Annotated in this window: 22 protein-coding genes, 1 tRNA gene and 1 riboswitch; of the genes, 14 read left to right on the plus strand and 9 right to left on the minus strand. The window is 62.0% G+C overall.

The window, feature by feature from the left end:
• Nucleotides 1-88: 88 nt before the first annotated feature.
• Entirely contained in the window at nucleotides 89-463 is a 375-nt protein-coding gene (locus ABDK06_RS07280) for a hypothetical protein (RefSeq protein ID WP_394940297.1), read from the minus strand.
• Nucleotides 464-657: 194 nt separating this feature from the next.
• On the opposite strand from ABDK06_RS07280, the gene ABDK06_RS07285 reads away from it, so the two are divergent.
• The gene (locus ABDK06_RS07285; RefSeq protein WP_394940298.1) at nucleotides 658-1401 is read left to right on the plus strand and encodes a response regulator transcription factor; all 744 of its coding nucleotides are present in this window, start codon (nucleotides 658-660) and stop codon (nucleotides 1399-1401) included.
• A gap of 113 nt (nucleotides 1402-1514) precedes the next feature.
• Nucleotides 1515-2918 (plus strand): sensor histidine kinase, encoded by a 1404-nt coding sequence (locus ABDK06_RS07290; RefSeq protein ID WP_394940299.1) that lies wholly within the window; start codon nucleotides 1515-1517, stop codon nucleotides 2916-2918.
• Nucleotides 2919-2946: 28 nt separating this feature from the next.
• On the opposite strand, the gene ABDK06_RS07295 is transcribed toward ABDK06_RS07290, so the two are convergent.
• Together ABDK06_RS07295 and ABDK06_RS07300 are read right to left on the minus strand one after the other, a co-directional pair.
• Nucleotides 2947-4191 (minus strand): MFS transporter, encoded by a 1245-nt coding sequence (locus ABDK06_RS07295; RefSeq protein WP_394940300.1) that lies wholly within the window; start codon nucleotides 4189-4191, stop codon nucleotides 2947-2949.
• The gene (locus tag ABDK06_RS07300; RefSeq protein WP_394940301.1) at nucleotides 4192-4620 is read right to left on the minus strand and encodes a MarR family winged helix-turn-helix transcriptional regulator; all 429 of its coding nucleotides are present in this window, start codon (nucleotides 4618-4620) and stop codon (nucleotides 4192-4194) included.
• 155 nt (nucleotides 4621-4775) lie between these two features.
• A riboswitch (cyclic di-AMP (ydaO/yuaA leader) is annotated at nucleotides 4776-4916 on the plus strand.
• A gap of 48 nt (nucleotides 4917-4964) precedes the next feature.
• Between ABDK06_RS07300 and ABDK06_RS07305 the strand changes: the two genes are divergently transcribed.
• Nucleotides 4965-5621: an aggregation-promoting factor C-terminal-like domain-containing protein gene (locus ABDK06_RS07305; protein ID WP_394940302.1), complete on the plus strand. Its 657-nt coding sequence runs from the start codon at nucleotides 4965-4967 to the stop codon at nucleotides 5619-5621.
• Between the two features lie 3 nt (nucleotides 5622-5624).
• On the opposite strand, the gene ABDK06_RS07310 is transcribed toward ABDK06_RS07305, so the two are convergent.
• The 3 genes from ABDK06_RS07310 to upp all read right to left on the minus strand — a co-directional run bounded on the left by ABDK06_RS07310 (nucleotide 5625) and on the right by upp (nucleotide 7642).
• Nucleotides 5625-6392 (minus strand): hypothetical protein, encoded by a 768-nt coding sequence (locus ABDK06_RS07310; RefSeq protein ID WP_394940303.1) that lies wholly within the window; start codon nucleotides 6390-6392, stop codon nucleotides 5625-5627.
• A 73-nt stretch (nucleotides 6393-6465) separates the two neighbouring features.
• Nucleotides 6466-7035: a GNAT family N-acetyltransferase gene (locus tag ABDK06_RS07315; protein WP_394940304.1), complete on the minus strand. Its 570-nt coding sequence runs from the start codon at nucleotides 7033-7035 to the stop codon at nucleotides 6466-6468.
• Entirely contained in the window at nucleotides 7007-7642 is a 636-nt protein-coding gene (gene upp, locus ABDK06_RS07320) for a uracil phosphoribosyltransferase (RefSeq protein ID WP_394940305.1), read from the minus strand. Before upp ends, ABDK06_RS07315 begins: the two co-directional genes overlap by 29 nt.
• Nucleotides 7643-7694: 52 nt before the next feature.
• On the opposite strand from upp, the gene ABDK06_RS07325 reads away from it, so the two are divergent.
• The 5 genes from ABDK06_RS07325 (at nucleotide 7695) to ABDK06_RS07345 (ending at nucleotide 11350) form a co-directional block, all read left to right on the plus strand.
• On the plus strand, nucleotides 7695-8141 hold the full coding sequence (locus ABDK06_RS07325) for a nucleoside deaminase (RefSeq protein WP_394940818.1): 447 nt from the start codon (nucleotides 7695-7697) through the stop codon (nucleotides 8139-8141).
• A 121-nt stretch (nucleotides 8142-8262) separates the two neighbouring features.
• Nucleotides 8263-8349 (plus strand) — tRNA-Ser (locus ABDK06_RS07330).
• Nucleotides 8350-9006: 657 nt separating this feature from the next.
• Nucleotides 9007-9879 carry an alpha/beta fold hydrolase gene (locus tag ABDK06_RS07335; RefSeq protein WP_394940306.1) on the plus strand — a complete coding sequence of 291 codons (873 nt, stop codon included), beginning with the start codon at nucleotides 9007-9009 and terminating at the stop codon, nucleotides 9877-9879.
• Between the two features lie 179 nt (nucleotides 9880-10058).
• Nucleotides 10059-10700, plus strand: a complete 642-nt coding sequence (locus ABDK06_RS07340) for a hypothetical protein (protein WP_394940307.1) — start codon at nucleotides 10059-10061, stop codon at nucleotides 10698-10700.
• A 149-nt stretch (nucleotides 10701-10849) separates the two neighbouring features.
• A complete protein-coding gene (locus tag ABDK06_RS07345; RefSeq protein WP_394940308.1) occupies nucleotides 10850-11350 on the plus strand; it encodes a GNAT family N-acetyltransferase in 501 nt (166 codons plus the stop codon).
• An 81-nt stretch (nucleotides 11351-11431) separates the two neighbouring features.
• Here the strand turns inward: ABDK06_RS07345 and ABDK06_RS07350 are convergent, their stop codons facing one another.
• Nucleotides 11432-12649: an Ig-like domain-containing protein gene (locus ABDK06_RS07350; protein WP_394940309.1), complete on the minus strand. Its 1218-nt coding sequence runs from the start codon at nucleotides 12647-12649 to the stop codon at nucleotides 11432-11434.
• A 246-nt stretch (nucleotides 12650-12895) separates the two neighbouring features.
• Here ABDK06_RS07350 and ABDK06_RS07355 point away from each other — a divergent pair, with 246 nt between their 5' ends.
• Together ABDK06_RS07355 and ABDK06_RS07360 are read left to right on the plus strand one after the other, a co-directional pair.
• A complete protein-coding gene (locus ABDK06_RS07355) occupies nucleotides 12896-13513 on the plus strand; it encodes a hypothetical protein (RefSeq protein ID WP_394940310.1) in 618 nt (205 codons plus the stop codon).
• A gap of 53 nt (nucleotides 13514-13566) precedes the next feature.
• Nucleotides 13567-14271 carry a YcnI family copper-binding membrane protein gene (locus tag ABDK06_RS07360; protein ID WP_394940311.1) on the plus strand — a complete coding sequence of 235 codons (705 nt, stop codon included), beginning with the start codon at nucleotides 13567-13569 and terminating at the stop codon, nucleotides 14269-14271.
• Nucleotides 14272-14498: 227 nt separating this feature from the next.
• Here the strand turns inward: ABDK06_RS07360 and ABDK06_RS07365 are convergent, their stop codons facing one another.
• Nucleotides 14499-14762 (minus strand): hypothetical protein, encoded by a 264-nt coding sequence (locus tag ABDK06_RS07365; RefSeq protein ID WP_394940834.1) that lies wholly within the window; start codon nucleotides 14760-14762, stop codon nucleotides 14499-14501.
• On the opposite strand from ABDK06_RS07365, the gene ABDK06_RS07370 reads away from it, so the two are divergent.
• The 4 genes from ABDK06_RS07370 (at nucleotide 14719) to ABDK06_RS07385 (ending at nucleotide 22064) form a co-directional block, all read left to right on the plus strand.
• On the plus strand, nucleotides 14719-15129 hold the full coding sequence (locus ABDK06_RS07370; protein ID WP_394940312.1) for a DUF4232 domain-containing protein: 411 nt from the start codon (nucleotides 14719-14721) through the stop codon (nucleotides 15127-15129). The two genes, ABDK06_RS07365 and ABDK06_RS07370, sit on opposite strands and share 44 nt — an antisense overlap.
• A gap of 295 nt (nucleotides 15130-15424) precedes the next feature.
• Entirely contained in the window at nucleotides 15425-20335 is a 4911-nt protein-coding gene (locus ABDK06_RS07375) for an ATP-dependent helicase (RefSeq protein WP_394940313.1), read from the plus strand.
• The gene (locus ABDK06_RS07380; RefSeq protein WP_394940314.1) at nucleotides 20328-21140 is read left to right on the plus strand and encodes an Fpg/Nei family DNA glycosylase; all 813 of its coding nucleotides are present in this window, start codon (nucleotides 20328-20330) and stop codon (nucleotides 21138-21140) included. Before ABDK06_RS07375 ends, ABDK06_RS07380 begins: the two co-directional genes overlap by 8 nt.
• A 12-nt stretch (nucleotides 21141-21152) precedes the next feature.
• On the plus strand, nucleotides 21153-22064 hold the full coding sequence (locus tag ABDK06_RS07385; RefSeq protein WP_394940315.1) for a pseudouridine synthase: 912 nt from the start codon (nucleotides 21153-21155) through the stop codon (nucleotides 22062-22064).
• Between the two features lie 5 nt (nucleotides 22065-22069).
• Here ABDK06_RS07385 and ABDK06_RS07390 read toward each other — a convergent pair whose 3' ends face one another.
• Nucleotides 22070-22378, minus strand: coding sequence for a hypothetical protein (locus tag ABDK06_RS07390; RefSeq protein WP_394940316.1), 309 nt, complete (start codon nucleotides 22376-22378; stop codon nucleotides 22070-22072).
• Nucleotides 22379-22475: the final 97 nt, after the last annotated feature.

Genomic DNA, 22475 nt, shown 5'->3' on the forward strand with positions numbered 1-22475 from the left:
AGAAGATCAGCGGGAGAGGCACGGCACAGCGCCACGAGCGCTGTGCCGTGCCGGAGGTGAATGGCCTCGAAACGGACGAGAGGTTAACTCAGGGGTTATTGGCTGGGCCGGTGGGCCTTCCTGAGTTCTCCCCCGGCGATTTTCCCTGCTGGTCGCCCGGCGCATGGAAGGGTTGCTGGCCAGCTGGCCGATGGTGCAGTGCCGGTCGGTCATGCGCCACCGAGCCGATCGCCCAGCCGGTGGCCACTCCGCCACCTCCGGCCACCACGAAGGCCACCGCCCCGGTAATGATGACGGTCCGCAGTGGCCACTGCCTCCGGGGTGCTTTTGTGCGCTGCTCTGGAGCTCCCGGGGTGGCCGAGGCCGGTCCTGGGGCGGCGTTCGGCGGACCGCCGAGGCCGGAGGCCGCTTCGGGCACGCCCTGAGGCCGATTTTCGTTGTGCTGTTGAGCTTGCTGTTCCATCTGAGGTCCTTCCATCACTTGTTGACCTCTAGTGAATCGCTGAGCGCTGTGATTGAACTGACAGCGGAAAAATCGCTGGCTGTGAACGCAACTCACTGGCTGTGAGCAGAGTGAAAATTTAAATTCACAGCTTCCACAGTCAATATCCAGCTAGCTTCAAGCTTAAATATATTGGATTGTCAGAAAGTTAGATTATGGCTACTACAAGAAACTTCACCGAGAACCTGCCGAAACTCAGTCATCCGGATGGTTCACCGATTCGCGCCCTGGTGGTCGACGATGAGCCGAGCCTCGCTGAACTGATGTCGATGGGATTGCAGATGGCTGGGTGGGAGACGCAGATAGCCCATGACGGTGCCACCGCGGTGAAGATCGCCCGCGAGTACCGGCCCGATGTCTTGGTGCTCGACATCATGCTGCCCGGTTTTGACGGCGTCGAGCTACTCGGCAAGATCCGGAATTTCGCGCCTGAGATCCCCGCTTTGTTCCTGACCGCCAAGGACGCCGTGCAGGATCGCGTGGCCGGCCTCACCGCTGGTGGCGACGACTATGTGACCAAACCCTTCAGCATGGAAGAGGTGCTGCTCCGACTGCACCGCATCGTGCAGCGCGCGGGGGTGACCTCAGTTGATTCCGCCGAGATCCGGGTGGGAGATCTGGTGCTCAACCATGACACTCGGCAGGTGATGCGAGGGTCGGAAGAAATCACTCTGACCGCCACCGAATTCGAGCTGCTGCGCTACCTGATGGAGAACCCGAAACGCGTGATCAGCAAAACGCAGATCCTTGACCGGGTCTGGAACTATGACTTTGGCGGGCAGGTCAATATCGTCGAGCTCTACATCTCCTATCTGCGTAAGAAAATCGAAGCCAATCACCCCGCCATGATCCACACCGTGCGCGGAGCAGGCTATATTCTCAAACCGGCTGAGCAGTGAGCAAGGCGGCGCCTGTTGGAACGTCAACTGCGTCGTGGGACAGCCTGACTAAGCGCTTTCATCCACCGGCCTGGCTGAAACTTTCCGATTGGAGCCTGCGCTCCAAAATGGTGATGGCGACGCTGGCGCTACTCACCGCGATCTGTTTTATCGTCGGGCTGGTCTGTTACGCCTCGATGAGTTTTGTGCTGAATAATCGGCTCAACAGTGATTTAGTGGACAGCTCCTACAGAACCTCCACGACCTTTTCGGTGCAAACAAATCTCAATGGTCAGTCATATGCCACAGTGCGCGGCATCGCTATCGGTACACTCATCGCCACTGTCCCGCAGAATGCGGAGGCCACTGGCGGATTTGTCTCTGATTCACGGACCGGTCAGCCTGATGGTCTCCAGCCGTTCAGTGCAAAAGACAAAAAGACGATCACCTCAATCCCTTCGGATGGCCGGTTCTACGATGCGCATTTCGATGAAGGCGACTACAGGCTGGTCTCAATTCCGTTGTCGAACGGCACTTCCCTGATCACTGGGCTGCCGCTTAACGACCTCAATGACACCTTAGCTACCTTAATTTCCACCATCATTCTGGTTTCGGCCTCGGGGTTGATCGCCATGGGCATGGTGGGCACCGTGATCATCCGACGGGCGATGACGCCGCTCAATCAGCTTTCGGCAGTGGCCACCAAAGTCTCCCAGCTACCGCTCGACGAGGGTGAAGTCAACCTCGCGGAGCGAGTCCCCACCTCCGCGGCGAACCCCAATACTGAAGTGGGCGCGGTGGGCCTGGCTCTGAACAGGATGCTGGACAATGTCTCCCAGGCGCTGCAGGCCAGGCAGCGCAGCGAGACCAAAGTCCGGCAATTCGTCGCCGATGCCAGCCACGAATTGCGCACCCCGTTGACCGCGATCCGTGGCTATACCGAGATGCTCCGGATGACCGAGAACCTGAGCCAATCGGGAGAAAAATCGCTCTCCCGGGTGGAGTCGCAGTCCAAGCGGATGGGTGCCATGGTGGAAGATCTGCTCACCCTGGCCCGGCTCGATGAAGGCAAACCGCTCGAGCTGGCCGATACCGAGATGACTCAGCTGGTGCTGGAGACCGTGAACGATATGAAGGTCGCCCTCGGCGATCATCGCTGGCAGCTTGACCTGCCCAGCGACCCCTTCATCATCAAGGCCGACGCCGGGGCGATCCGTCAGGTGCTGCTCAACTTGCTGTCCAATGCCGCCAAGCACACCGATGCCGGCACTGTGGTGACCACCAGCTTGCGCAATGTGGAGGGGGGAATGCTGCGGCTCGGTGTACGAGACAACGGTCCAGGCATTCCGAAGGACTTCCAGTCCGATATCTTTGATCGCTTCTCCCGGGTCGATGTGGCTCGCTCCGGCCACGATGGAACCACCGGACTGGGACTTTCCATCGTGCACGCCATCGTGCAGGCTCACGGCGGGAAGATCACTTTGAAATCCGAACCTGGAGACACTGAGTTCATGGTCGATCTTCCCCGCGGCCACTGAACCAGCGACCGCACCGTCGCTGCGGAAATCAGGCCTTGACGCGATGGGGCAATAGCGAACCGACCTGGCTGCGCAGCGTGGTGTGATTGCGCTTATTGAGCACGGAGAGCGCTATCGCTCCGGCCAGCAGAGCGGCCAGCCCGCCAACGATGAGTGACCAGCGCGGGCCGAAGAGCGTGCCGATCCAGCCGACCAGCGGGGCGCCAATCGGCGTACCGCCCTGCATCACCGCCATATAGACAGCTAGCACCCGACCGCGCATCGCCGGATCGGTGGTCAGCTGAATGGTGGTGTTACAGACATTCAGGAAGGTCATCGAGGAAAGGCCGATTGGAACCAGGGCGATCGCAAAGACCCAGTAATTCGGGGCGAACGACGCCAGTATGGTGAACACTCCAGTGGCGAGGGCGCCGCCCACCACATAGGCCATCCGCACGCCCTGGCGACGCGCCGCCAGCAACGCGGCGGAGAGCGTGCCGACCGCCATCACGGTGCCGAGCAGCCCGTACTCTCCCGGCCCGAGGCCGAAGACCGAGGTGGCCATCATGGCATTGGTGATCTGGAAATTCATGGTCAGGGTTGCCACCAGGCTCACCAGCACCATGATCATCATCAGATCGGGGCGCTGCCGGATATAGTGCAGTCCCTCCCGGATCTGCCCCTTCCCCCGCGGCGTGCGGGCGGCGGGGTGCAGTTCCGTCACCCGCATCTTGGCAAGGGAAATGATCACGGCGGCAAAGCTCGCCGCGTTGATCAAGAACGCCGGCCCGGTTCCGATCCAAGCGATCAGCAGCCCGGCGAGTCCCGGCCCGGCCAACCTGGCCAAATTGAATGAGGTCGCATTGAGCGCCACCGCGTTGGGCACGTCATCCGATTCGACCACCTCGGAGACGAAGGCCTGCCTCGAGGGGGCGTCAATGGCGCTTCCCACGCCGAGCAGCAGTGCGAGCAGGTAGACATGCCAGAGTTGAACGGTGTTGGTGACCACCAAGAGCCCCAGGATCAAAGCACAGAAGCCCATGCAGGATTGCGTGATCAGGAGGATCTTGCGTTTGGAATAACGGTCTCCCAGCAGTCCCGCCCAAGGGCCGAGCAGCAAGATGGGAAGGAATTGCAGACCGGTCACGATCCCCACCGCGGTTCCCGATTGGTTCGTCAGAATGGTCAGAACTAGCCAGTCCTGGGCCACTCTTTGCATCCAAGTGCCAATATTGGAGACCAGTGCCCCGGAGACCCAGAGCCGGTAGTTGAAGACCTTCAGTGCACTAAACAATTATTTCGCGCTCATTTTCTGCAGTATCGCGGCTGCTTCACGCAGCACTTTGCGTTCCTCGGCACTCAGCCCGGCCAGTCGCCGCTCAAGCCATTCGGTACGGCGCTGCCGGGTATCCCGAAGCACCTCCCGGCCTGCGTCAGTCAGTTCGACCAGGATCTGGCGGCCGTCGCTGGGATCCGACTGTCTGGTGACCAAACCGCCGCTCTCCAGGGCATTGATCATCCGGGTCATTGAGGGCGCCTGCACATGTTCCCGATCAGCGAGCTGCCGGAGAGTTTGCCGACCGTCGCTCAAGATCGCCAGCACGGTGAACTGCCCCGGGGTGACGCTCTCGCTGGTCGCTTCGGCGCGCAGCCGCCGTGAAGTGCGCATCACGGCCATTCGAAGCTGCACCGCGAGAGAAGGCGACTTTTGAGCTGAATTCACAATACTTAGCATAAGTCATTACCTTTGCTAAGTAAATTAGAGATTCTGCACTCCGTTACCTAAATGTGACTTATCCAGGTGGCTCAGGTATCGTTGAGAGGTGCGCAGCATAAGCCGCGCACCTTTTCGGAGAGACGCCGAGCTCTGCCACTCCGGACGGATAACAGCAATTCTGGCAGAGACGGGGGAACCACTTTCGGTCATCTTCAGATGGCCTTGGGGTGAAGCCCTGCAGCGCAGGGCCGGCTTTCTCAGCCGAATCCGACAGCTCACCTCGCAGGCAAAAGAGAGGCAAGCCAGTGGCTCAACGCGCCCATCAGTCACGCACTCATCGTGCACGCCATGTGGCAGCACCCCAAGAGGGGTCCCCGAGATCCCGCCGAGGCAAAGCCGCCGGACGGCGTCGCGCAGCTGAGAAGTCCAATCTCAGCCTGCTCTGGGACGCCACTCCGAAGCTCCCGGTTCAGCAGGTCGCAGCAGTCGCGGTAGCAGGCGTTCTGGTAGCGGGCGTCAGTGCCTCTCAGCAGAGCACGAGCATCTCCGCTCCGGTGCCGGCGGCCCAGAATTCACACACGCAGACCGTTTCCGCCGCTTCCGACGCCGAGGTGGTTTTCAGCCGGGTGAGTGCAAGCTCAAAGCTCGCATCCGGCACGCCCGATGCTGACGCGACGGCAGCCGACATCAAAAAGATCAATGACCCACAAGCAGCCCAGACCTTCGCGGCCGCTAAACTGGCTGGCTTCGGCTGGGGGCAGGACCAGATGAGTTGCCTACTGCCACTGTGGACCAAAGAATCCAGCTGGCAGACCACAGCGGAAAACCCCTCGAGCCTGGCCTATGGCATTGCACAGTCGCTGCCCGCGGAGAAGATGGCGAGCACGGGCGCCGATTACCGCACCAATTACAAAACCCAGATCAGCTGGGGACTGGGTTACATCAAAGAACGCTACGGTTCACCCTGCGGCGCCTGGGGACATTCCCAGGCCACCGGGTGGTACTGAGCTTCAGTAGAGAACCTTCTGGCTCTTGAATTTGTAGTACTCGGTCGAGGGCTTGAGCCAGATCAGCACCAAAGCCGCAATCGAGACCAGCAGCGTCAGAATGCCGAAGATCAGGTTATCCCAGAACATCATCTTGCTCACCAGACCGGAAATCAGCGAATAGATCCCGCCGATGATTCCGATACCGGCAAAAACCGTGGCGACGACGCGCGCCCAGGACTTGCCTGCGTTGTTCACCAGCGCCATCCAGATCCACAGTGCTGTACTGATCACCAAGCTGAAGATCGCGGTACCATAAGCAGCCGCTTGAGCTATCGACTTCGCAGACTCGTAGCTGCTCCCGCTGAGTTCAGAAGTATTGGCCTGGGAGAGCGCTAAATCGAGCACTCGATCGATCTGGAACAGCGAGAAGATGCCGCCTAAAAGAGCCAGCGCTGCTCCGACGAACATCAGAATCACGGCGTTCTTCAAGGTCGCAGGCTTCTCCACCGGAGGAAGCTGAGAGTACCCCATGGGGCCGCTCGGGTAGGCCTGGAACTGCTGCCCATAGGGCGCTTGGCCGTACTGGGCCTGCGGGTACTGAGATGGCTGGTTCTGACCGTACTGCGGCGGTTGATTTTGGCCGAACTGCGGCGCTGGTGGCTGGCCGAACTGCGGCGGTTGATTCTGGCCGTACTGCGGAGCCTGACCCGGCTGCTGCGGATTGGGTTGCTGCGGATTGGGTTGCTGTGGGGGCAACTGAGGGTTGCTCGGGGGCTGAAATTGGTCCATTCCTAGAGCCTAGCCCACGCCCTCTCGACTGCGCCTCCCGATATACAACCCTCAGTCCTTTGAAGGAGGGCGCTCAGCTAAGCAAAAGTTTGTACCACTGGAAGGGCTTCCCGGTGACTTCGTGCGGCTCAAGCGGTCCGAAGGGAAACCAGCCCAGCTTTCGGTAGAGTTGCTGGGCGGCCCGGTTATCCTCCAAAACCCTCAGCACGAGCCAACGATCTCCGGCCGCGCGCCGGGCCTGCGTGAAGCTGGACAGCAGGCTTTGAGCGATCCCCCGGCCTTGTGCCCGGGGTGCGACGGCGAGCAGCGAGAGATAGCCACTGGGGCCATCGGCTTGCGGGATCAGCAGCGCAAACCCGCTCTGACCAGCCGAGTCCTCGGCTAACAGCAGAATGCCACCGGGGAGCCTGAAGTTCTCCCGCAGCCGGTCGATCTGCAGCTCCAGGCCAGCCGGGTCCGCGGTGGCTCCGTCTCGACGCAGAATCGCTTCCCGCCAGAGTGCGACGCAGGCTTCGACGTCCTCAGCGCCGCCGTAGCGCAGGGCGTGTCCGGGAGCCGCCAGAGTGGAGATCTCGGCGTTCCCGGCGTCCTTCGATTCGTGCGGGGGCAGCGGTTCAGCCGACGACGCCGTAGAGCCGGTCACCCGCATCACCCAGGCCGGGAACGATATAAGACTTTTCATTGAGGCCTTCGTCGACCGAGGCCAGCACGATGGTGACATTCGCGCCTTCGTGCTGCTCGCGGAGGGCCTCGATGCCTTCCGGTGCACCGAGCAGGCAGATGCAGGTGATGTCCATCGCGCCGCGGTCGAAGAGGAACTTAATGGCTTCTTTCAGAGTCCCGCCGGTGGCGAGCATCGGATCCAGCACGTAGACCTGACGCCCGGTGAGGTCGTCGGGCAGCCGTTCGGCATAGGTGATCGCCTCAAGAGTCTCCTCATTGCGCGCCATACCGAGGAATCCGACCTCTGCGGTGGGCAGTAGCCGGGTCATCCCCTCGAGCATGCCGAGGCCGGCGCGCAGAATCGGCACCACGAGCGGGGTCGGCTTGACCAAGCCCGTGCCCACGGTCGAAGTGACTGGCGTCTCGATGTTCACGTCTTCAACCCGGACGTCGCGAGTGGCCTCATAGGCCAATAGGGTCACCAATTCCTCGGTGAGCAGGCGGAAAACCGGCGAGGGAGTGTTCTTATCCCGCAAGACGGTGAGTTTATGGGCAACCAGGGGGTGATCAACGACCAGTACACGCATAGCTAAAAGCTACCATTGAGTGGTGACTGTCGGTGCTGCTTTCGATTCCTGGATGGGCCTGGCCCTCTCCGAGGCCAGGGCAGCCCTGGCGACCTCCGATGTGCCGATTGGCGCAGTGGTTCTGGACGGCGCCGGCCATGTCATCGGGGTAGGCCGCAACCGGCGGGAAGCCGATCAGGATCCGACGGCGCACGCCGAGGTGCTCGCCATCCGAGCGGCAGCCTGGGCACTGGGCAGCTGGCGACTGGATAACTGCACCTTGGTGGTCACCCTTGAACCGTGTGCGATGTGCGCCGGGGCGATCGTGCTGGCCAGGCTGCCACGAGTGGTCTTCGGGGCCTGGGATGAGAAGGCCGGCGCTTCCGGTTCGGTTTTCGAGGTGTTGCGCGAGCGCCGACTCAATCACTGGGTCGAGGTGTTTCCAGGGGTGCGTGAAGCGGAATGCGGTCAATTGCTCAAGGACTTCTTCGCCGCTCAGCGCTCCGGCGAAATGCTGTGACACCCAGGGTCGCTTTGAGCTGGTCATCACGGCACGAGATTTCACGGAGATGGGTTCACAGCACAGGGTGCGAAGCCAGGTTTTGGGCCAGAGCACGCCGGTGAAGTAGAGTATTCAGGTTGGTGACGTGTCCGAGCGGCCGAAGGTGCAACACTCGAAATGTTGTTTAGGTGAGAGCCTAACGTGGGTTCAAATCCCACCGTCACCGCGATGAGAAAACCCCTGGTACGCGTAAGCGGGCCAGGGGTTTTCTGCATCTAGCGGGCTGGACAGTGGATATTTCTCCCGCTCAGCTCAACGTCTGGAACCGGATCGACCTCCCACCCTCCACCGGGCGCATCCAGGGAGACCGGGACGGTGATCCTTCCTGAACGAGCTGGAAAGCATATTGCTGGGTGACCGAAGAGCTCTTGATCAAGAAGCCGATCGCCGGGATCCCGGTATCAGCCCTTTATTGCTTGAGTCGCTGCCGCTCGATTCCCGCTGCGATCCGAGCTCTCTGGAAATGAAGCGCAGTCGCACTGAAAAAGAGCGATAGACCCACGATTCCCGCGAATGCTATACCCCAGACACTCGGCTCTTTCACAAAGAACTGGATACCTGCGCTGACGAAGCACAGCACCCCGAGACAGATCAGCACCGGCGGTTTTCCAAAAAAATTGATAAAACCCATAACCCAAGATTAGTAGAGGAACACTAAAGATCAGTTAATGGCGCAAAGCTGGTCGTGCGGCAGTATCAACCGAAAGCTGCGCGAGCACCGGGCAACTAAGAACCCGGCGCCTCATAACCCAGCACCGCACTGAAAACCTCAACCAGCCGAAGGCCCGAATCTGAGGGTCTGGACGTGCCATATTCTTGATCAGTGATTGATTTCTCGACCTACGAAGCCAGACTCGCCGATATTCCCGCCCCTTCAGCCCGAGAACTCAGCGAGGCATCGGTGGCTGGAATCCAGGTGCAGTGGATTTCCAGCTCGCCCGAGGTGCAGGACGTCGTGATCATCTATCACGGTGGTGGTGCAATGATCGACGGCGGCTATACCGAGCTGGGACGCCGGCTGGCCGCCCGAGGCTCGATCGCCGTTGCTCTGGTCGATATCCGTGGTCACGGCCGGTCGCTCGGCGAGCGAGGCAAGACGCCGGCTACCACAACGATCTGGTCGGATGTGGACAGCGTGATCGAAGCCACGCGAAAGCGGTTCCCCGCTGCTCGGATCCACCTGCTGGGGCATTCCAGCGGTGCGGGGATGGTGCTGAACGCGATGACTCATCGGAACACAGCCCGCGAGGTGGCCTCGCTGATCATGCTCGCCCCTGAACTCGGCCCCTTCCTGCCGGGCCGAAAGCAGCGGAAGGACGCGGATCCTTTCGCGACGATCCGGCTCTGGCCTTTCGTCCTCAATGCGATGAGCGGCGGGCGGCTCTGCAAGAACATCGATGCGGTCACACTGCGCTACCCCCAGGAGCTCATCGGCCGCGGCTATGTAGCTCGCTACAGCGTGGCGATGGCGAATGCCCTGACGCCGTCAAAACCCGTGGAGCAGCTCGCCCGTCTCACGGTGCCGACCCTGCTGATACTCGCGGGGAGTGATGAGCTGTTGCCGAACGAGCTGATCGTCTCTGCGGTGGACTCCGCTTCCAATCAGCTGATCAGCCTGGAAATCTCGGAGCAGAGCAGCCACCTCGGAATTCTGCTCGATGATCCATCGCCGATGAGCGCCTGGCTGGAGCGCTAACACCGCCTCGGAACCTTCGATAGACCGCTGCCGAAGCACTTGATTCCCGTTAATCCGAGGCCGGATTCCAGCCCTGCCTTGTGCAGTGACCGCAGAGTAGGGTAAAAGTTGATCAACTGATCAACTTTTGACGGCGGGGGCCGCACGACTCGCGACAGCGTTCACCTACGAAGGAAAACATGAAGAAGAGAATCCACCTGATGGTCATCCCCTTGGTCCTCGGATCAATTGCGCTGGGCAGCGCCGCTCCGGCACAAGCAGATGCCGTGAACTGCAACTCCATCGACAGCTCAACCGAAGAACTGACCTCCTACGTTCCTGGCACCAGCGGCTGGCAATTCAACGGCCCCTCGACCACCACCTATACCTCCTATAAATACGACCTCTACAACGCCACTCCGACCTTCAATGTCAGCGATACCCGAGTGGCAAAGAACGACACCGACGCTCCGATCAGCACCACTTTCACCTCTTCACTGTCGAAGACTTACACCATCTCGGTCACCGCTTCGATGTCGGTCAGTGTGCTGAAGTTCCTCAATGCCTCGGTGAGCGCCACCATCACCAACAGCCGGACCACCCAGATCGGCGTCTCGATCACTTCGCCGGTGCCCGCGCACTCCTCGATCCGCGGAGACTATGGCGTGGAAGCCTACGATGTCACCGCGCGAGGAACCGAGCTCAAGCGGGTTGTGACCAGTGGCTACTGGGTCAACGGCTTCTACCATCAGCCCTATACGGTCTGCTACACGAACGGGGTCAAGGACCTGGCCTTCAATGCTCCGACCAATATCGAGGGTTGGCGGGTCTACCCAGGCTGAGTCCCTTGCGGTTCTCAAGCTGAGCACCAGGGTCAGTGGGTGGGCTGGAAAGCACTTCAGCCCACCCACTGACTGAGCTCGGACGACGTCGTCCGCGGGCAACGGGGAAACCCGGGAAACCCGGGAAACCCTACGATTATGCTTTCAATATGCAGTACCGACTGAGGCAAGCGACGCCGGACGACGCCGAGGAGCTCGTCCGAATGCATACCCTGGCCCATGAAGAGTGTTACGGGCAGCTGCTCTCAGCGGCTTTCTTCGCTGGCAGGAGAGAGAGCCTCCGCGAAAGAATCGAAAGGCGCAGGACCTACCTGGACAGTGCTGACCCCAGAATTATCGCCCTGGACGCCGAAGATCAGATCGTCGGTCTAGCCGATGCCGGGCCAGGCCGGGACGAAGACAAAGCAGGGGCGCTGGAGCTTTACTCGATCTATACCCTGGCCGCCACCTACGGCAGCGGCCTGGGCAAAGCCCTTCTCGAAACCGCTATTGGTCATGCTGAGGCCTATCTATGGGTTCTCGAAGGCAACCCGCGGGCCACGGCCTTCTACCAGAAGCACGGATTTCAACCCGATGGGCGAACCGCCGTTCTGCCACCCGAGTGGGAATCCCTCCCCGAACTCCGAATGGCCCGGCCGCAACAAAGCTGAGACTCTGAGCTAAGCAGTTGAGGGCTTAAGCACCTGGAGCGCCATCCCTTGCGGATGACGCTCCAGGCAACTGTCGAACTTCTAGTGGGCCCGGCGTCGGGAGAGCAGCAGTGCGCCGGCGCCTGCCAAAATCGCCAGGGACGCGACACCCAGCAAAGGCAGCGCATCAGCCGGACCGGTGTTTGCCAGTTCACCTTCAGCGGCGGGCGTCGGCGTGCTGCCGCCCGCGGGCTTCACGACAGCCGGAGAGGTCGGGACCACCGGGCTGGGCTCGACCACCGGTTTGGCCGGTGTGGGCTTGACCGGAGTGGGGGGAGTCACCGGATCGGTCAGCTCACCCTTGCCATTGCCTCCGGCCTGATAACCGACCAGTTCGGCCTCGGTGTGCAACTTCTCGCCGTCTACCGTGACATCGGCCGCATTCGTGAAGGAGCTCTGAGCCGGATCGGTGATTTCAGCGATATAGCTCAGCGAGACGATCTTGTCCTGGGGAATCGAAGCGATGTTCACCGAGAAGGCGTTAGCGGTGCAGGAATTCACCGTCAAACCTCCGGCGGGCACTCCGGCCCAGCCGCTCACTTCACCGTTGGCATCGAAGCCGGTGGAGACCCCGCCGACCAGAGAGCTGCAGTCATTGCGCTGCCCAGCCCCCAACTGGTCTTCGAACAGTGCGTTATTGAAGGCACCACGAGGAGACTCGATCACCCAGCGGATCCGATTCGTCGGAGCAGCCGAGTAGTTTCCACTCCGATCAACCCAGTAACCGTATTTAATCGGCTGATTGCGATCACGCGGGGAATCGCCGCTCGGAGTCACGGTGACTTTACCGGCCGGGCCGAAGTCCAAGGCGATCGGCTGCTCGGGAGTGACCTTCTTGCTGAACTGGGTTTTGAAGTTCGCCACACCTTGGACGTTCTTATGGGTCTTCACATAGTCAGTGAGAGTGAAAACCACAACACCGTTCACTACCTGAGCGGTTGCTATCACCTGACCGCTGGAATCCTTCAGCTCAAAGCTATGAGTCAGGGCTACCAGCTCGGGCGGCAGTTGCAAAGAGAAGGTATCCCCAGGCTTGGCTCCATCCGGCACTGCCCAGTTCACTCCGACCGTCATCGGATCGTATTGGCCGGGATCCTTGGGATCCACCGTGACTTGGCTGATTGCGCCCGGGATCTCAGCAGCCTGCGCGGGCATGGCGAACGCCCCCAAGCTGAGGAACGTCAGGAGTACGGCTGCGATGAAGCCGATCAAAGAAAAGGGCCTCTTTTGAGCACCCTGGATGACTAGATCTTTTTGCATGCTTATCCCCCAAAGAAAGCAGTATTTTTTCGCGCAAGCGATGAAGTTGTAACGCCATTCAAGAATTGTTACCTGAAATAACAACTTGATTACAGGCCTTGACAGCAGTAAACCATACCGTAGATTTTGCCGGGCTTGCAAAAGTCCGACCCGTCGTCACGAATAGCCCGCTCGCTCAGCGCGCCCCTTTCAGAACGCACCCGATCCGGTAAAGTTGAGATGAAAGTCGCCAGGAAAGGGGTGCCGATGCGCGCGGTTGCACCCTTCCGGCTGTTGCGCAGTTCGGTGCTGGCAGCCAGCACCCTTTCCCTCGCCGCTGGTGCGCATACGGCCGCCGGCGGCAGACTCCCGGACCCGCTGCTATTCGCCGCGATGGCTAGTTTCACTCTTCTACTGTGCATGCTGGTCTCACGCTGGAGGCTCGGCACGACCGCCGTCCTCAGCCTGCTGATCGGCAGTCAGTTCGCCCTGCACCAAGGCTTCGAGTGGTTCTCGGCGTCGCCGATGCCTTTTCCACTATCGGGTATGCAGCATCACGGCATGCAGCTGATGCAGCAACCGATCGCTGGGGAAGCCACGCACAACATGGTTTCCAGCGGAATGAACGACGGTCTCGGGATGCTCTCAGCACACGCCGTGGCCACCGTGCTGACCGCCTTACTGGTGGCCCGCGGGGAAGCCGCACTCTGCGCTCTGGCGGACTGGCTCCGCCCGCTTCTGAGCCCTCCCAGCCCGGCGCTGCTTCCCATCCTCACCGGCAAGCTGATCGCGCCTCAAAGAACAGTTCGGGCAGAACCTCAGCAATTCTTGACTGCACTGCGGTTACGCGGACCGCCATCATTCGGGTTGTCCACTCATTCATGACACCCCTGCGTCACCTGAGAGTGCCGCACCTCAACGAAAGCCAAGAACCTACAATGAATTCAACCGCGCCCAAAAAACTGCTGCGCAAAACCACTCTGATCGCCCTCGGCACCATCGGTCTGATGGGACTGGGAATCAGCACAGCCTCCGCTCACGTCACGGTGGATGCCTCGAGCACCGCTGAGAACTCGTACTCCCTGCTGAGCTTCAGCATTCCGCACGGCTGCGATGGCTCAGCGACCACCAAGATCGCCATCTCCTTGCCGGAGAACATCAATGACGCCACCCCCACGGTGAATCCAAATTGGACCGTCAGTAAGCTGACCGAGAAGCTCGCCCAGCCCAAGACCCTGGAGAACGGCAGCAAGATCTCGGAACGCACCAGCCAAGTGATCTACACCGCGAAGGTCCCGCTTTCGGCCGAGCTTCGCGATGCCCTGGTGCTCTCCCTCAAGCTACCCGAGGGAGTCGGTTCACAGCTCAACTTCCCGGTGCTGCAGAGCTGCGTCAAAGGCCAGACCAACTGGTCCAACCTGGTGAAAGCAGGCCAGGACCACGACGCCGTCCAAGACCCCGCACCGTCGATCACGCTCACCGCGGCGTCCTCGGGGGAGCATGGGGAGACGGCAGCCGCGCACACTCCGGCAGCGGATCAGCAGAGCTCCCCGCTGCCCGGCTGGATCGGTCTCGGTGCTGGCCTTCTGGCCTTAGTACTGAGCGGCGTGGCGCTGTTCCTAGTCCGGAAAACTCGCTCCTGAGATCAGCTGGTTCGTTGCTGTGCGGGACGCTGAAGTCCGGCCTCCCGCACAGCAACGAACCCGGCATCCCAAACCCGGCACCCCCAAACCCGGCAGGCCGTACGCGAGCGCCTGAGCAGTGGCGAGATTTGGAGCTCAATCCTCGATTCCTCCGCTTGGCTGATTGACTCCGCCGTCAGTTAAGACGAGGGTGAAGCTATGCTGCGTCCAACTAGCTCTTTCCCCCGTCAACGCCTCCTGACCACCGCGAGCGCTCTCCTGCTCGGCGGTATGGTCTTGGTCGCTTGTACCCCCTCAAACCCCGACCAGCCTTCGCCGAGCCCGAGCGCTAGCAGTTCAAGCACCGCTTCGGAAAGTTCGTCGAGCCCCACCAGTCCGACGTCGACCACCGCTGCTCCCAGTTCCACGCCCCCCAGCTCAGCCGCGGCACCGCTGTGCAGCGCAGCGATGCTGAGCGGTTCCATCGCATCGGAGGGCAGCGGGGCGGGCAATATCTATCTCAAGCTCGCAGTGAAGAACAAGAGCAGTCAGCCCTGTAGCATTGACGGCTACCCCGGAGTGTCCCTGGTGGGCCAGGGCAACGGCACCCAGCTCGGTGCAGCAGCCGGACGCGACCCTGATCGCCCCTCAAAGGGAGCGATACTGCTGGCTGTCGGCGACTCAGCCTTTGCCCAGCTGCAATACAGCCGGGCCGAGAACTACGGTGCAGCGTGCACGCTCTCGCCAACAGACGGCTTCAGGGTCTATCCGCCCAGTGCAACGGATGCGCTGTACATCGCTAATCCGCTCAATCCGATCAATGCCTGCACCCAGCAGAATCTGGTGCTACTGCATATCGGCGCCTTCCAGAAGAGCTAGCCCGGAAGACCCTGCTAACGAGAGCGTGCCGGCCAGAGACTCGGCTTTGGGCTGGGCTTTAGGCGTGAGCTGGGCGTGAGCACCTCTCGGGCCAGCAGGTCGGGCAGCGTCAGGGAACCCTGCAGACCAGCTCATGGCGCAGCGGCAGCCCGCGGCTTGAAGTTCCGCTGCCCTGCAAGCGGCCGGCTGCCCGGTTCGAAACGGGTATGACGTCGGCCGTTGCCCTCGCTGAGAGCCCGACCCGGCTGCCCGAGATGATGCCACGCTTGTCGGTACGGTGCGCAATGATGGAGTTATGAGCGGTATCTCCGACGACGGCTCCACCGGCTTTCGCCCCACCGGCTCGGAATCTCAGGCTGATCAGGTGCTGGGCCGGTTCAGTGCGCCCACGCGTGAGTGGTTCATGGGTGCTTTCGATCAGCCGACCCCGGTTCAAGTCGGTGCCTGGCAGGCCATTTCCCGGGGGTCCAATGCCCTCGTGGTGGCCCCTACCGGCTCGGGTAAGACCCTGGCTGCCTTCCTGTGGGCGCTCGATTCCTTCGTGAAACTGGATTCCGCGGCGAAGGCCCTGCCGGAAAACCCAGCTTCGGAAGCCGGAAAAGGCAGCAAGGTGCTGTATATCTCGCCACTCAAAGCTCTGGGCGTCGACGTCGAACGCAATCTGCGCTCCCCGCTGATAGGGCTGACCCAGACCGCCAAGCGGCTCGGCCTGGAGGTTCCAGAGGTCAGCGTGGGCGTGCGCAGCGGGGACACCCCGGCGGCAGATCGGCGCAGGCTGCTGAGTCATCCGCCGGATATCCTGATCACCACTCCCGAATCGCTCTTTCTGATGCTGACCTCACAGGCCCAAGAAACCCTGCGTTCGGTGAAGACCGTGATCATCGATGAGGTGCACGCGGTGGCCGGCACGAAACGCGGCGCACACCTGGCACTTTCCCTGGAGCGCCTCGATGCCTTGCTGAATCGGCCCGCACAGCGCATCGGGCTCTCCGCCACCGTCGAGCCGCTCAGCACGGTGGCCAGGTTCCTGGCGGGCAGTGCGCCCTGCCAGATTGTCGCCCCCGCGGCCAGCAAGACGTGGGATCTCACCGTTACTGTGCCAGTGGAGGACATGTCGGATCTAGCTTCAGCGGCGGCCGCGCACGACCTCGGCCCAGCCTCAGGCTTGCAGCCCAACGCCTCGATCTGGCCGCACGTCGAAGAGCAGATCGTTGATCTGGTGCTGCAAAACCGCTCCACCATCGTGTTCTCGAATTCCCGGAGGCTGGCTGAGCGGCTCACCGGACGGCTCAATGAAATCTACCTGGAGCGCCAGGCGGAGCCAGAAGAGTCAGAGGAATCAGCAGCCCGGCCGGTCCAGGCGCCGCCAGCGGAGATCATGGCGCAAGCCGGCAGCACCGCGGGAGTTGAATCCGTGCTGGCAAAAGCTCATCACGGATCGGTCTCCAAGGAGCAACGCGCCCTGATCGAAGACGATCTGAAATCCGGACGGTTGCGCTGCGTGGTGGCCACCTCCAGCCTCGAATTGGGGATTGATATGGGCTTGGTGGACCTGGTCATCCAGGTGGAATCACCGCCCTCGGTGGCCAGCGGCTTACAGCGAGTGGGCCGGGCCGGCCATCAGGTGGGTGAGGTTTCGCAAGGCGTCTTGTTCCCCAAGCACCGCGCCGATCTGCTGCACTCTACGGTCACCGTAGAACGTATGCTGGCCGGAAAGATCGAGCCGCTCTTCATCCCAGCCAATCCGCTGGACATCCTGGCCCAGCAAACCGTTGCCGCAAGCGCGCTAGGCAGCATTGACGTCGAGGAATGGTTCGATACCGTGCGACGCAGCGCACCTTTCAATGCGCTGCCCCGCTCCGCCTTCGACGCCACCCTCGATCTGCTGGCAGGCCGCTACCCCTCCGATGAATTCGCCGAATTGCGTCCGCGCATCATCTGGGATCGGAATGCCGGCACCATCACTGGCCGGCCCGGTGCGCAGCGGCTCGCGGTCACCTCGGGCGGGACCATTCCGGATCGCGGGCTTTTCGGGGTGTATCTGGTGGGCTCCGAAACCGACAATGACGGCGCGAAGGGCAGTCGCCGGGTCGGTGAACTGGACGAGGAGATGGTCTACGAATCCAGGGTGGGGGACGTCTTTGCCCTGGGAGCCACAAGCTGGCGCATCGAGGACATCACTCACGACCGGGTGCTGGTCTCCCCGGCCTTCGGCCAGCCGGGGAAACTCCCCTTCTGGAAGGGCGACTCCTTGGGCCGACCGGTGGAACTGGGCCGGGCGATCGGCAGCTTCATCCGTGAGATCTCAGCCGCCTCAGTGGAAAAGGCGCTGGCCCGCTGCACCGCGACCGGACTGGATGAATTCGCGGCCAAGAACCTGCTGGGCTATCTGAGCGAACAGCGTCAGGCCACCGGCGTGGTGCCGGATGACCGCACTCTGCTGATCGAGCGGTTCCACGATGAACTGGGGGATTGGCGCATCGTGCTGCACAGCCCGTTCGGGATGCCGGTGCACGCACCCTGGGCTTTGGCGGTAGGCGCACGACTCCAGGAACGTTATGGCCTGGATGGCTCCGCAATGGCCTCCGATGACGGCATTGTGCTTCGGGTCCCGCTGATGGATGATGAGCCACCCGGTGCCGAGTTGTTCAGCTTCGACCCGGAAGAACTCGAATCAATCGTCACCGAGCAGGTCGGGGGGTCCGCACTTTTTGCCTCACGATTCCGGGAGTGCGCTGCCCGTGCGCTGCTGCTTCCCCGGCAGAACCCGGCCAAACGTTCGCCGCTCTGGCAACAGCGCCAGCGCTCGGCGCAGTTGCTCGACGTCGCCCGCAAATACCCCAGCTTCCCCATCATTCTGGAAACCGTCCGGGAATGCCTGCAAGACGTCTATGACCTGCCCGCTCTGAAGAATCTGGCACAGGCCATCGAGCGTCGGGAGCTCCGTATGGTGGAGACCACCACGGCCCAGCCCTCACCTTTCTCACGCTCCTTGCTCTTCGGCTATGTGGCGAGTTTCCTCTATGAAGGGGATTCGCCGCTGGCTGAGCGCCGGGCCGCCGCGCTTTCCCTCGATCCGGTGCTGCTGAATGAGCTGCTCGGCCGGGCAGAACTGCGCGAACTGCTAGACCCCGCCGTGATCGAGCGCACCGAAGCCGAGTTGCAGAGAACCGCCGCTGAGCGGAAGGCCCGAGGTTTGGAGGGAGTGGCGGATCTGCTCCGACAGCTCGGCCCGCTCAGCGTGGAGGAAGTCGCTCTGCGACTGGCTCCGGAAAAATCTGAGGTGGCTGATGCCGTGGAAATCGCTGAGGTTATCGAGGTGCTCGATTCCCTGGTGAAGGCCAATCGCGCTTTCAGGACCTCTCTGGCCGGGGTGCCTCGTTATGCCGCGGTGGAGGACGCGGCTCGGCTACGGGACGCCCTGGGCACGCCCTTGCCGATGGGCATTCCGCTGGCCTTTATAGAGCCGGTCGCCGACCCGCTCGGTGATCTGGTCTCCCGGTACGCCCGTACCCACGGGCCGTTCCTGGCCCGGGAGGTGGCGGCCAGATTAGGCCTGGGAATCGCCGTCGTGCTCTCGGCGCTGGAGCGACTAGTAAGCGATGGGCGGGTGGTGCAGGGTGAATTCATCCCCGGTGGCAGAGCAGAGTCAGCGCAGCATATAGCGGCGGTTCCAGGCTCGACGGTGCAAGAAACCGCGGCTGCTAAGCCGGCAAAGGATTTCAGCGACGGCCTGGAGTGGTGCGATGCCCAGGTGCTGCGGCGTCTTCGGCAACGCTCCCTGGCAGCGTTGCGCTCCGAAGTCGAGCCGGTCGATCGTAGTGCCTACGCGCGGTTCCTGCCGAGCTGGCAGCATCTCGGCTCGAGTCGCAGAGCTCCCGAATTGCGCGGTGCGGACGGCGTACTCACCGTAGTGGACCAGCTGGCCGGAGTGGCCGTGCCGGCTTCTGCCCTGGAATCTTTGATTCTGCCGCTCCGGGTTCGCGATTATTCACCGGCGATCCTGGATGAGTTAATGGCCTCGGGTGAAGTGCTCTGGGCCGGAGCGGGAGCACTGCCGGGCAATGACGGCTGGGTTTCACTGCACTTAGCGGATTCCGCGGCTCTGACCCTGCCGATCACCTCTGAACAGGAGCTCCCGGAGCCGGCCGCGAAGCTGCTGGAACTTCTCAGTTCAGGCGGTGCCTATTTCATTCATCAGCTGCGCGAAGCTCTGGCCGAACCGCAGAACCCGGCGTCCATCCTGGATGAATCTCAACTCACCTCGATGCTCTGGGATCTGGTCTGGGCAGGCCGGGTGAGCAACGATACCTTCGCGCCGATCCGGGCAATGCTGGGCGGCGGCCATATCGCGCACCGGCAGAAGACCTCGGCTCCCCGGCTGCGCCCCTCCAGGCTGCGTTCCATCCAGAGCGCCGGCCGCTATGCGGGCTTGGCGACCGGTCGTGCCGCGAGCAGCCCGGCTACCACGATGCTGAGCGGCCGCTGGAGCGCGCTGCGGGTTCCCGAGCTGGAGGCCACCATTCGAGCTCACGGCTTGGCCGAGCTGCTGCTGGACCGTTATGGGGTGGTCACCCGGGGCTCGGTCGCCGCGGAGGAGCAGCCTGGGGGCTTCGCCCTGATGTACAAGGTACTGGCCCGGCTCGAGGAGCAGGGCCGCTGCCGTCGAGGCTACTTCATCGAAAAGCTGGGTGCCGCACAGTTCGCGGTTCCCGCCACGGTGGATCGTTTACGCGGCTTCTCACAAGATTTTTCCGCTGCCGAACGGTGCTACGAAACGGTCACCCTGGCCGCGACGGATCCGGCGAATCCCTTTGGAGCCGCACTTCCCTGGCCAGCTTTGGATGTCGGTCACCGGCCGGGGCGTAAGGCAGGGGCTCTCGTCGTGCTGGTCGATGGCGAGCTGGTGCTCTATGTGGAACGTGGCGGGAAAACCGTGCTCTGCTTTGGCTCCGGCTCTGGGACTCAGAAGCCGGACGCCGAGGGCCTAAATCGTCAGGGCGCCGACCCTTATCAGCCGACTACGGATCAGGCCGCCCTCAAGGCTGCGGCGGAATCCTTGATCGGCACGGTACGCAGTGGTTCGGTGGATAAGCTGGCGATTGAGAAGGTTAACGGCCAGGATGTGCTGGAAACCCCCTTGGCCAAAGCACTGACCGCTGCCGGTGCCTACTCGACGCCTCGGGGAGTGCGGATTCGTGCCTGAGGGAGACACCGTCTGGCGGCAGGCCAAAAACCTTGAGCAGGCTTTGCAGGAAAAGATACTGAGCCGAAGCGATGTGCGAGTCCCGGCTTTCGCCACCGCGGATCTCGCCGGGTACGCCGTCGAAAGTTCAACCGCCCGCGGCAAGCACCTGTTATTGACCTGTCGCAAGCCTGGTGCCGAGGATGTCGTGATCCACTCGCACCTCAAAATGGAAGGCAGCTGGCAGCTCTACCGGCCCGATGAGCCCTGGCGGAGACCCGCGCACACCGCTCGGATCGTGCTGCACACCGGCGATACCGTGGCGGTTGGCTTCGCCCTGGGCATCCTCGAGCTGCTGAGCCCGGCCCAGACCGAGGCCGCTTTGGCTTTCCTCGGACCGGACCTGCTCGGCCCCGATTGGGACGCCGCCGAAGCGCAGCGTCGACTACGTTCTGACCCCGGACAAGCGATCGGGCTAGCTCTGCTCGATCAGCACAACCTCGCGGGAATCGGCAATATCTACCGTAATGAACTGTGTTTCCTGGCCCGGGTGCATCCCACCCTGCCGGTGGCTGACGTCCCTGACTTACCCCGGCTGGTCGATCAGGCCAAACGGCTCTTGGAAGCCAATAAGGGCCGAACTCAGCGAAATACCACGGGAGCTCCTGGCAGGATCCGGGCCTGGGTCTATGGTCGCGCCCATGAACCCTGCCTGCGCTGCGGCACCCTGATCGTGAAAGCCGAGTTGGCCGGTCGGGTGATCTATAGTTGCCCGCGCTGCCAGGCGCTCGGACATCAGGAACCTGAGAAGCAAGACTCACAGTAGACTCGCTGGGTGATGGAATCCCCGCTCCCGGTGCGCAATGGTGTCAACGCCACCCGCTTGCGCTTGCCGGAATCCGGGCCTTGGGCGACCGCCATGGAGTATCTGCTGGAACGCTTCAACCACGTTGACCCGCAAGGCATCGTGGACCGCTTCAAACGCGGCGAGGTACGCGGGCTGGGCGGCGGCATCATCACACCGGAGACGCCGCTGGGCGAGCATACCTTCCTCTGGTACTACCGCGAATTACCGGTGGAGCAGCGCTTGCCCGTGGAACTGAGCATCCTGCACCAGGACGAGCACCTTGTGGTGGTGGATAAACCGCACTTCCTGCCCACTACCCCCGGCGGCATGTACGTCGCAGAATCAGCCCTGGTCAGACTGCGGTTGCTGTTGGACTTACCCGACCTGGTGCCGATTCACCGACTCGATCGGATGACTGCCGGGGTGCTGCTCTTCGCCGCGAATCCGCGGACCAGGGGGCAGTACCAGTTGCTCTTCGAACGGCGTCAGATCCGCAAGAGCTACCAAGCAGTGGCAGCGGTTCGCTCGGACCTTGCACTGCCCTTGACCACCCGCAGCCGGATTCACAAATCACGCAGCTATCTGCTCAGCCAGGAACTTCCCGGCGAGCCCAATGCTGAAACCCGCATCTCACTGATCCGCAGCTGGGCCACCCCACAGGGCGAACACGGCCTGTACCAGCTGGAACCGCACACCGGAAAAACTCATCAACTACGGGTTCATCTGGCTTCACTCGGGATCGGCATCCTCAACGATCCTTTCTACCCACGCTTGCTGGAGCAGGCTCCGGACGACTACACCAAGCCCTTACAGTTACTGGCTCACCGGCTGGAATTCGTCGACCCGCTGAGCCAGCGCCCGGTGACTTTCCAGAGCGAACTACACCTCGGCGAAGCCCGTTAGGCTCGTTAGGCGACGAACAGCCACTTGCCGCCACGCCGTCGCAAGGTAGTCAGCCGACCGGTGAGCGCCACCTGCTGCACGCCCTCGCGCATCGCGTGAGCTGCCGCAGCGGCTTGAGCGTCCTCCTCTTCGTCTGTGCTGGTCTCCACCAGGAATCTCAAGGTGATCACCGGTACACGCCCCACCACGTCCAGCTGGTGTGCTTCCACCAAGTGGATAGACGACAGCGTCTCAAGCGCGGTTTTTATCACTGATTCGGGATGATTTCCCGGGCGCAACCCGGTGATTTGCAGCACGGCTCGATAAGAAGGCACTCACCAACGCTATGACACTTCGAGTCGTTTTGAGCGGCTCAGAGCGAGCTGATCCGTGATTCCGTGTCATTTGACGACACAGCGGAATGAACCCACG

The organism is Psychromicrobium ferritrahens, assembly GCF_043789415.1.
In the GTDB taxonomy this organism is placed as follows: Bacteria; Actinomycetota; Actinomycetes; order Actinomycetales; family Micrococcaceae; genus Renibacterium.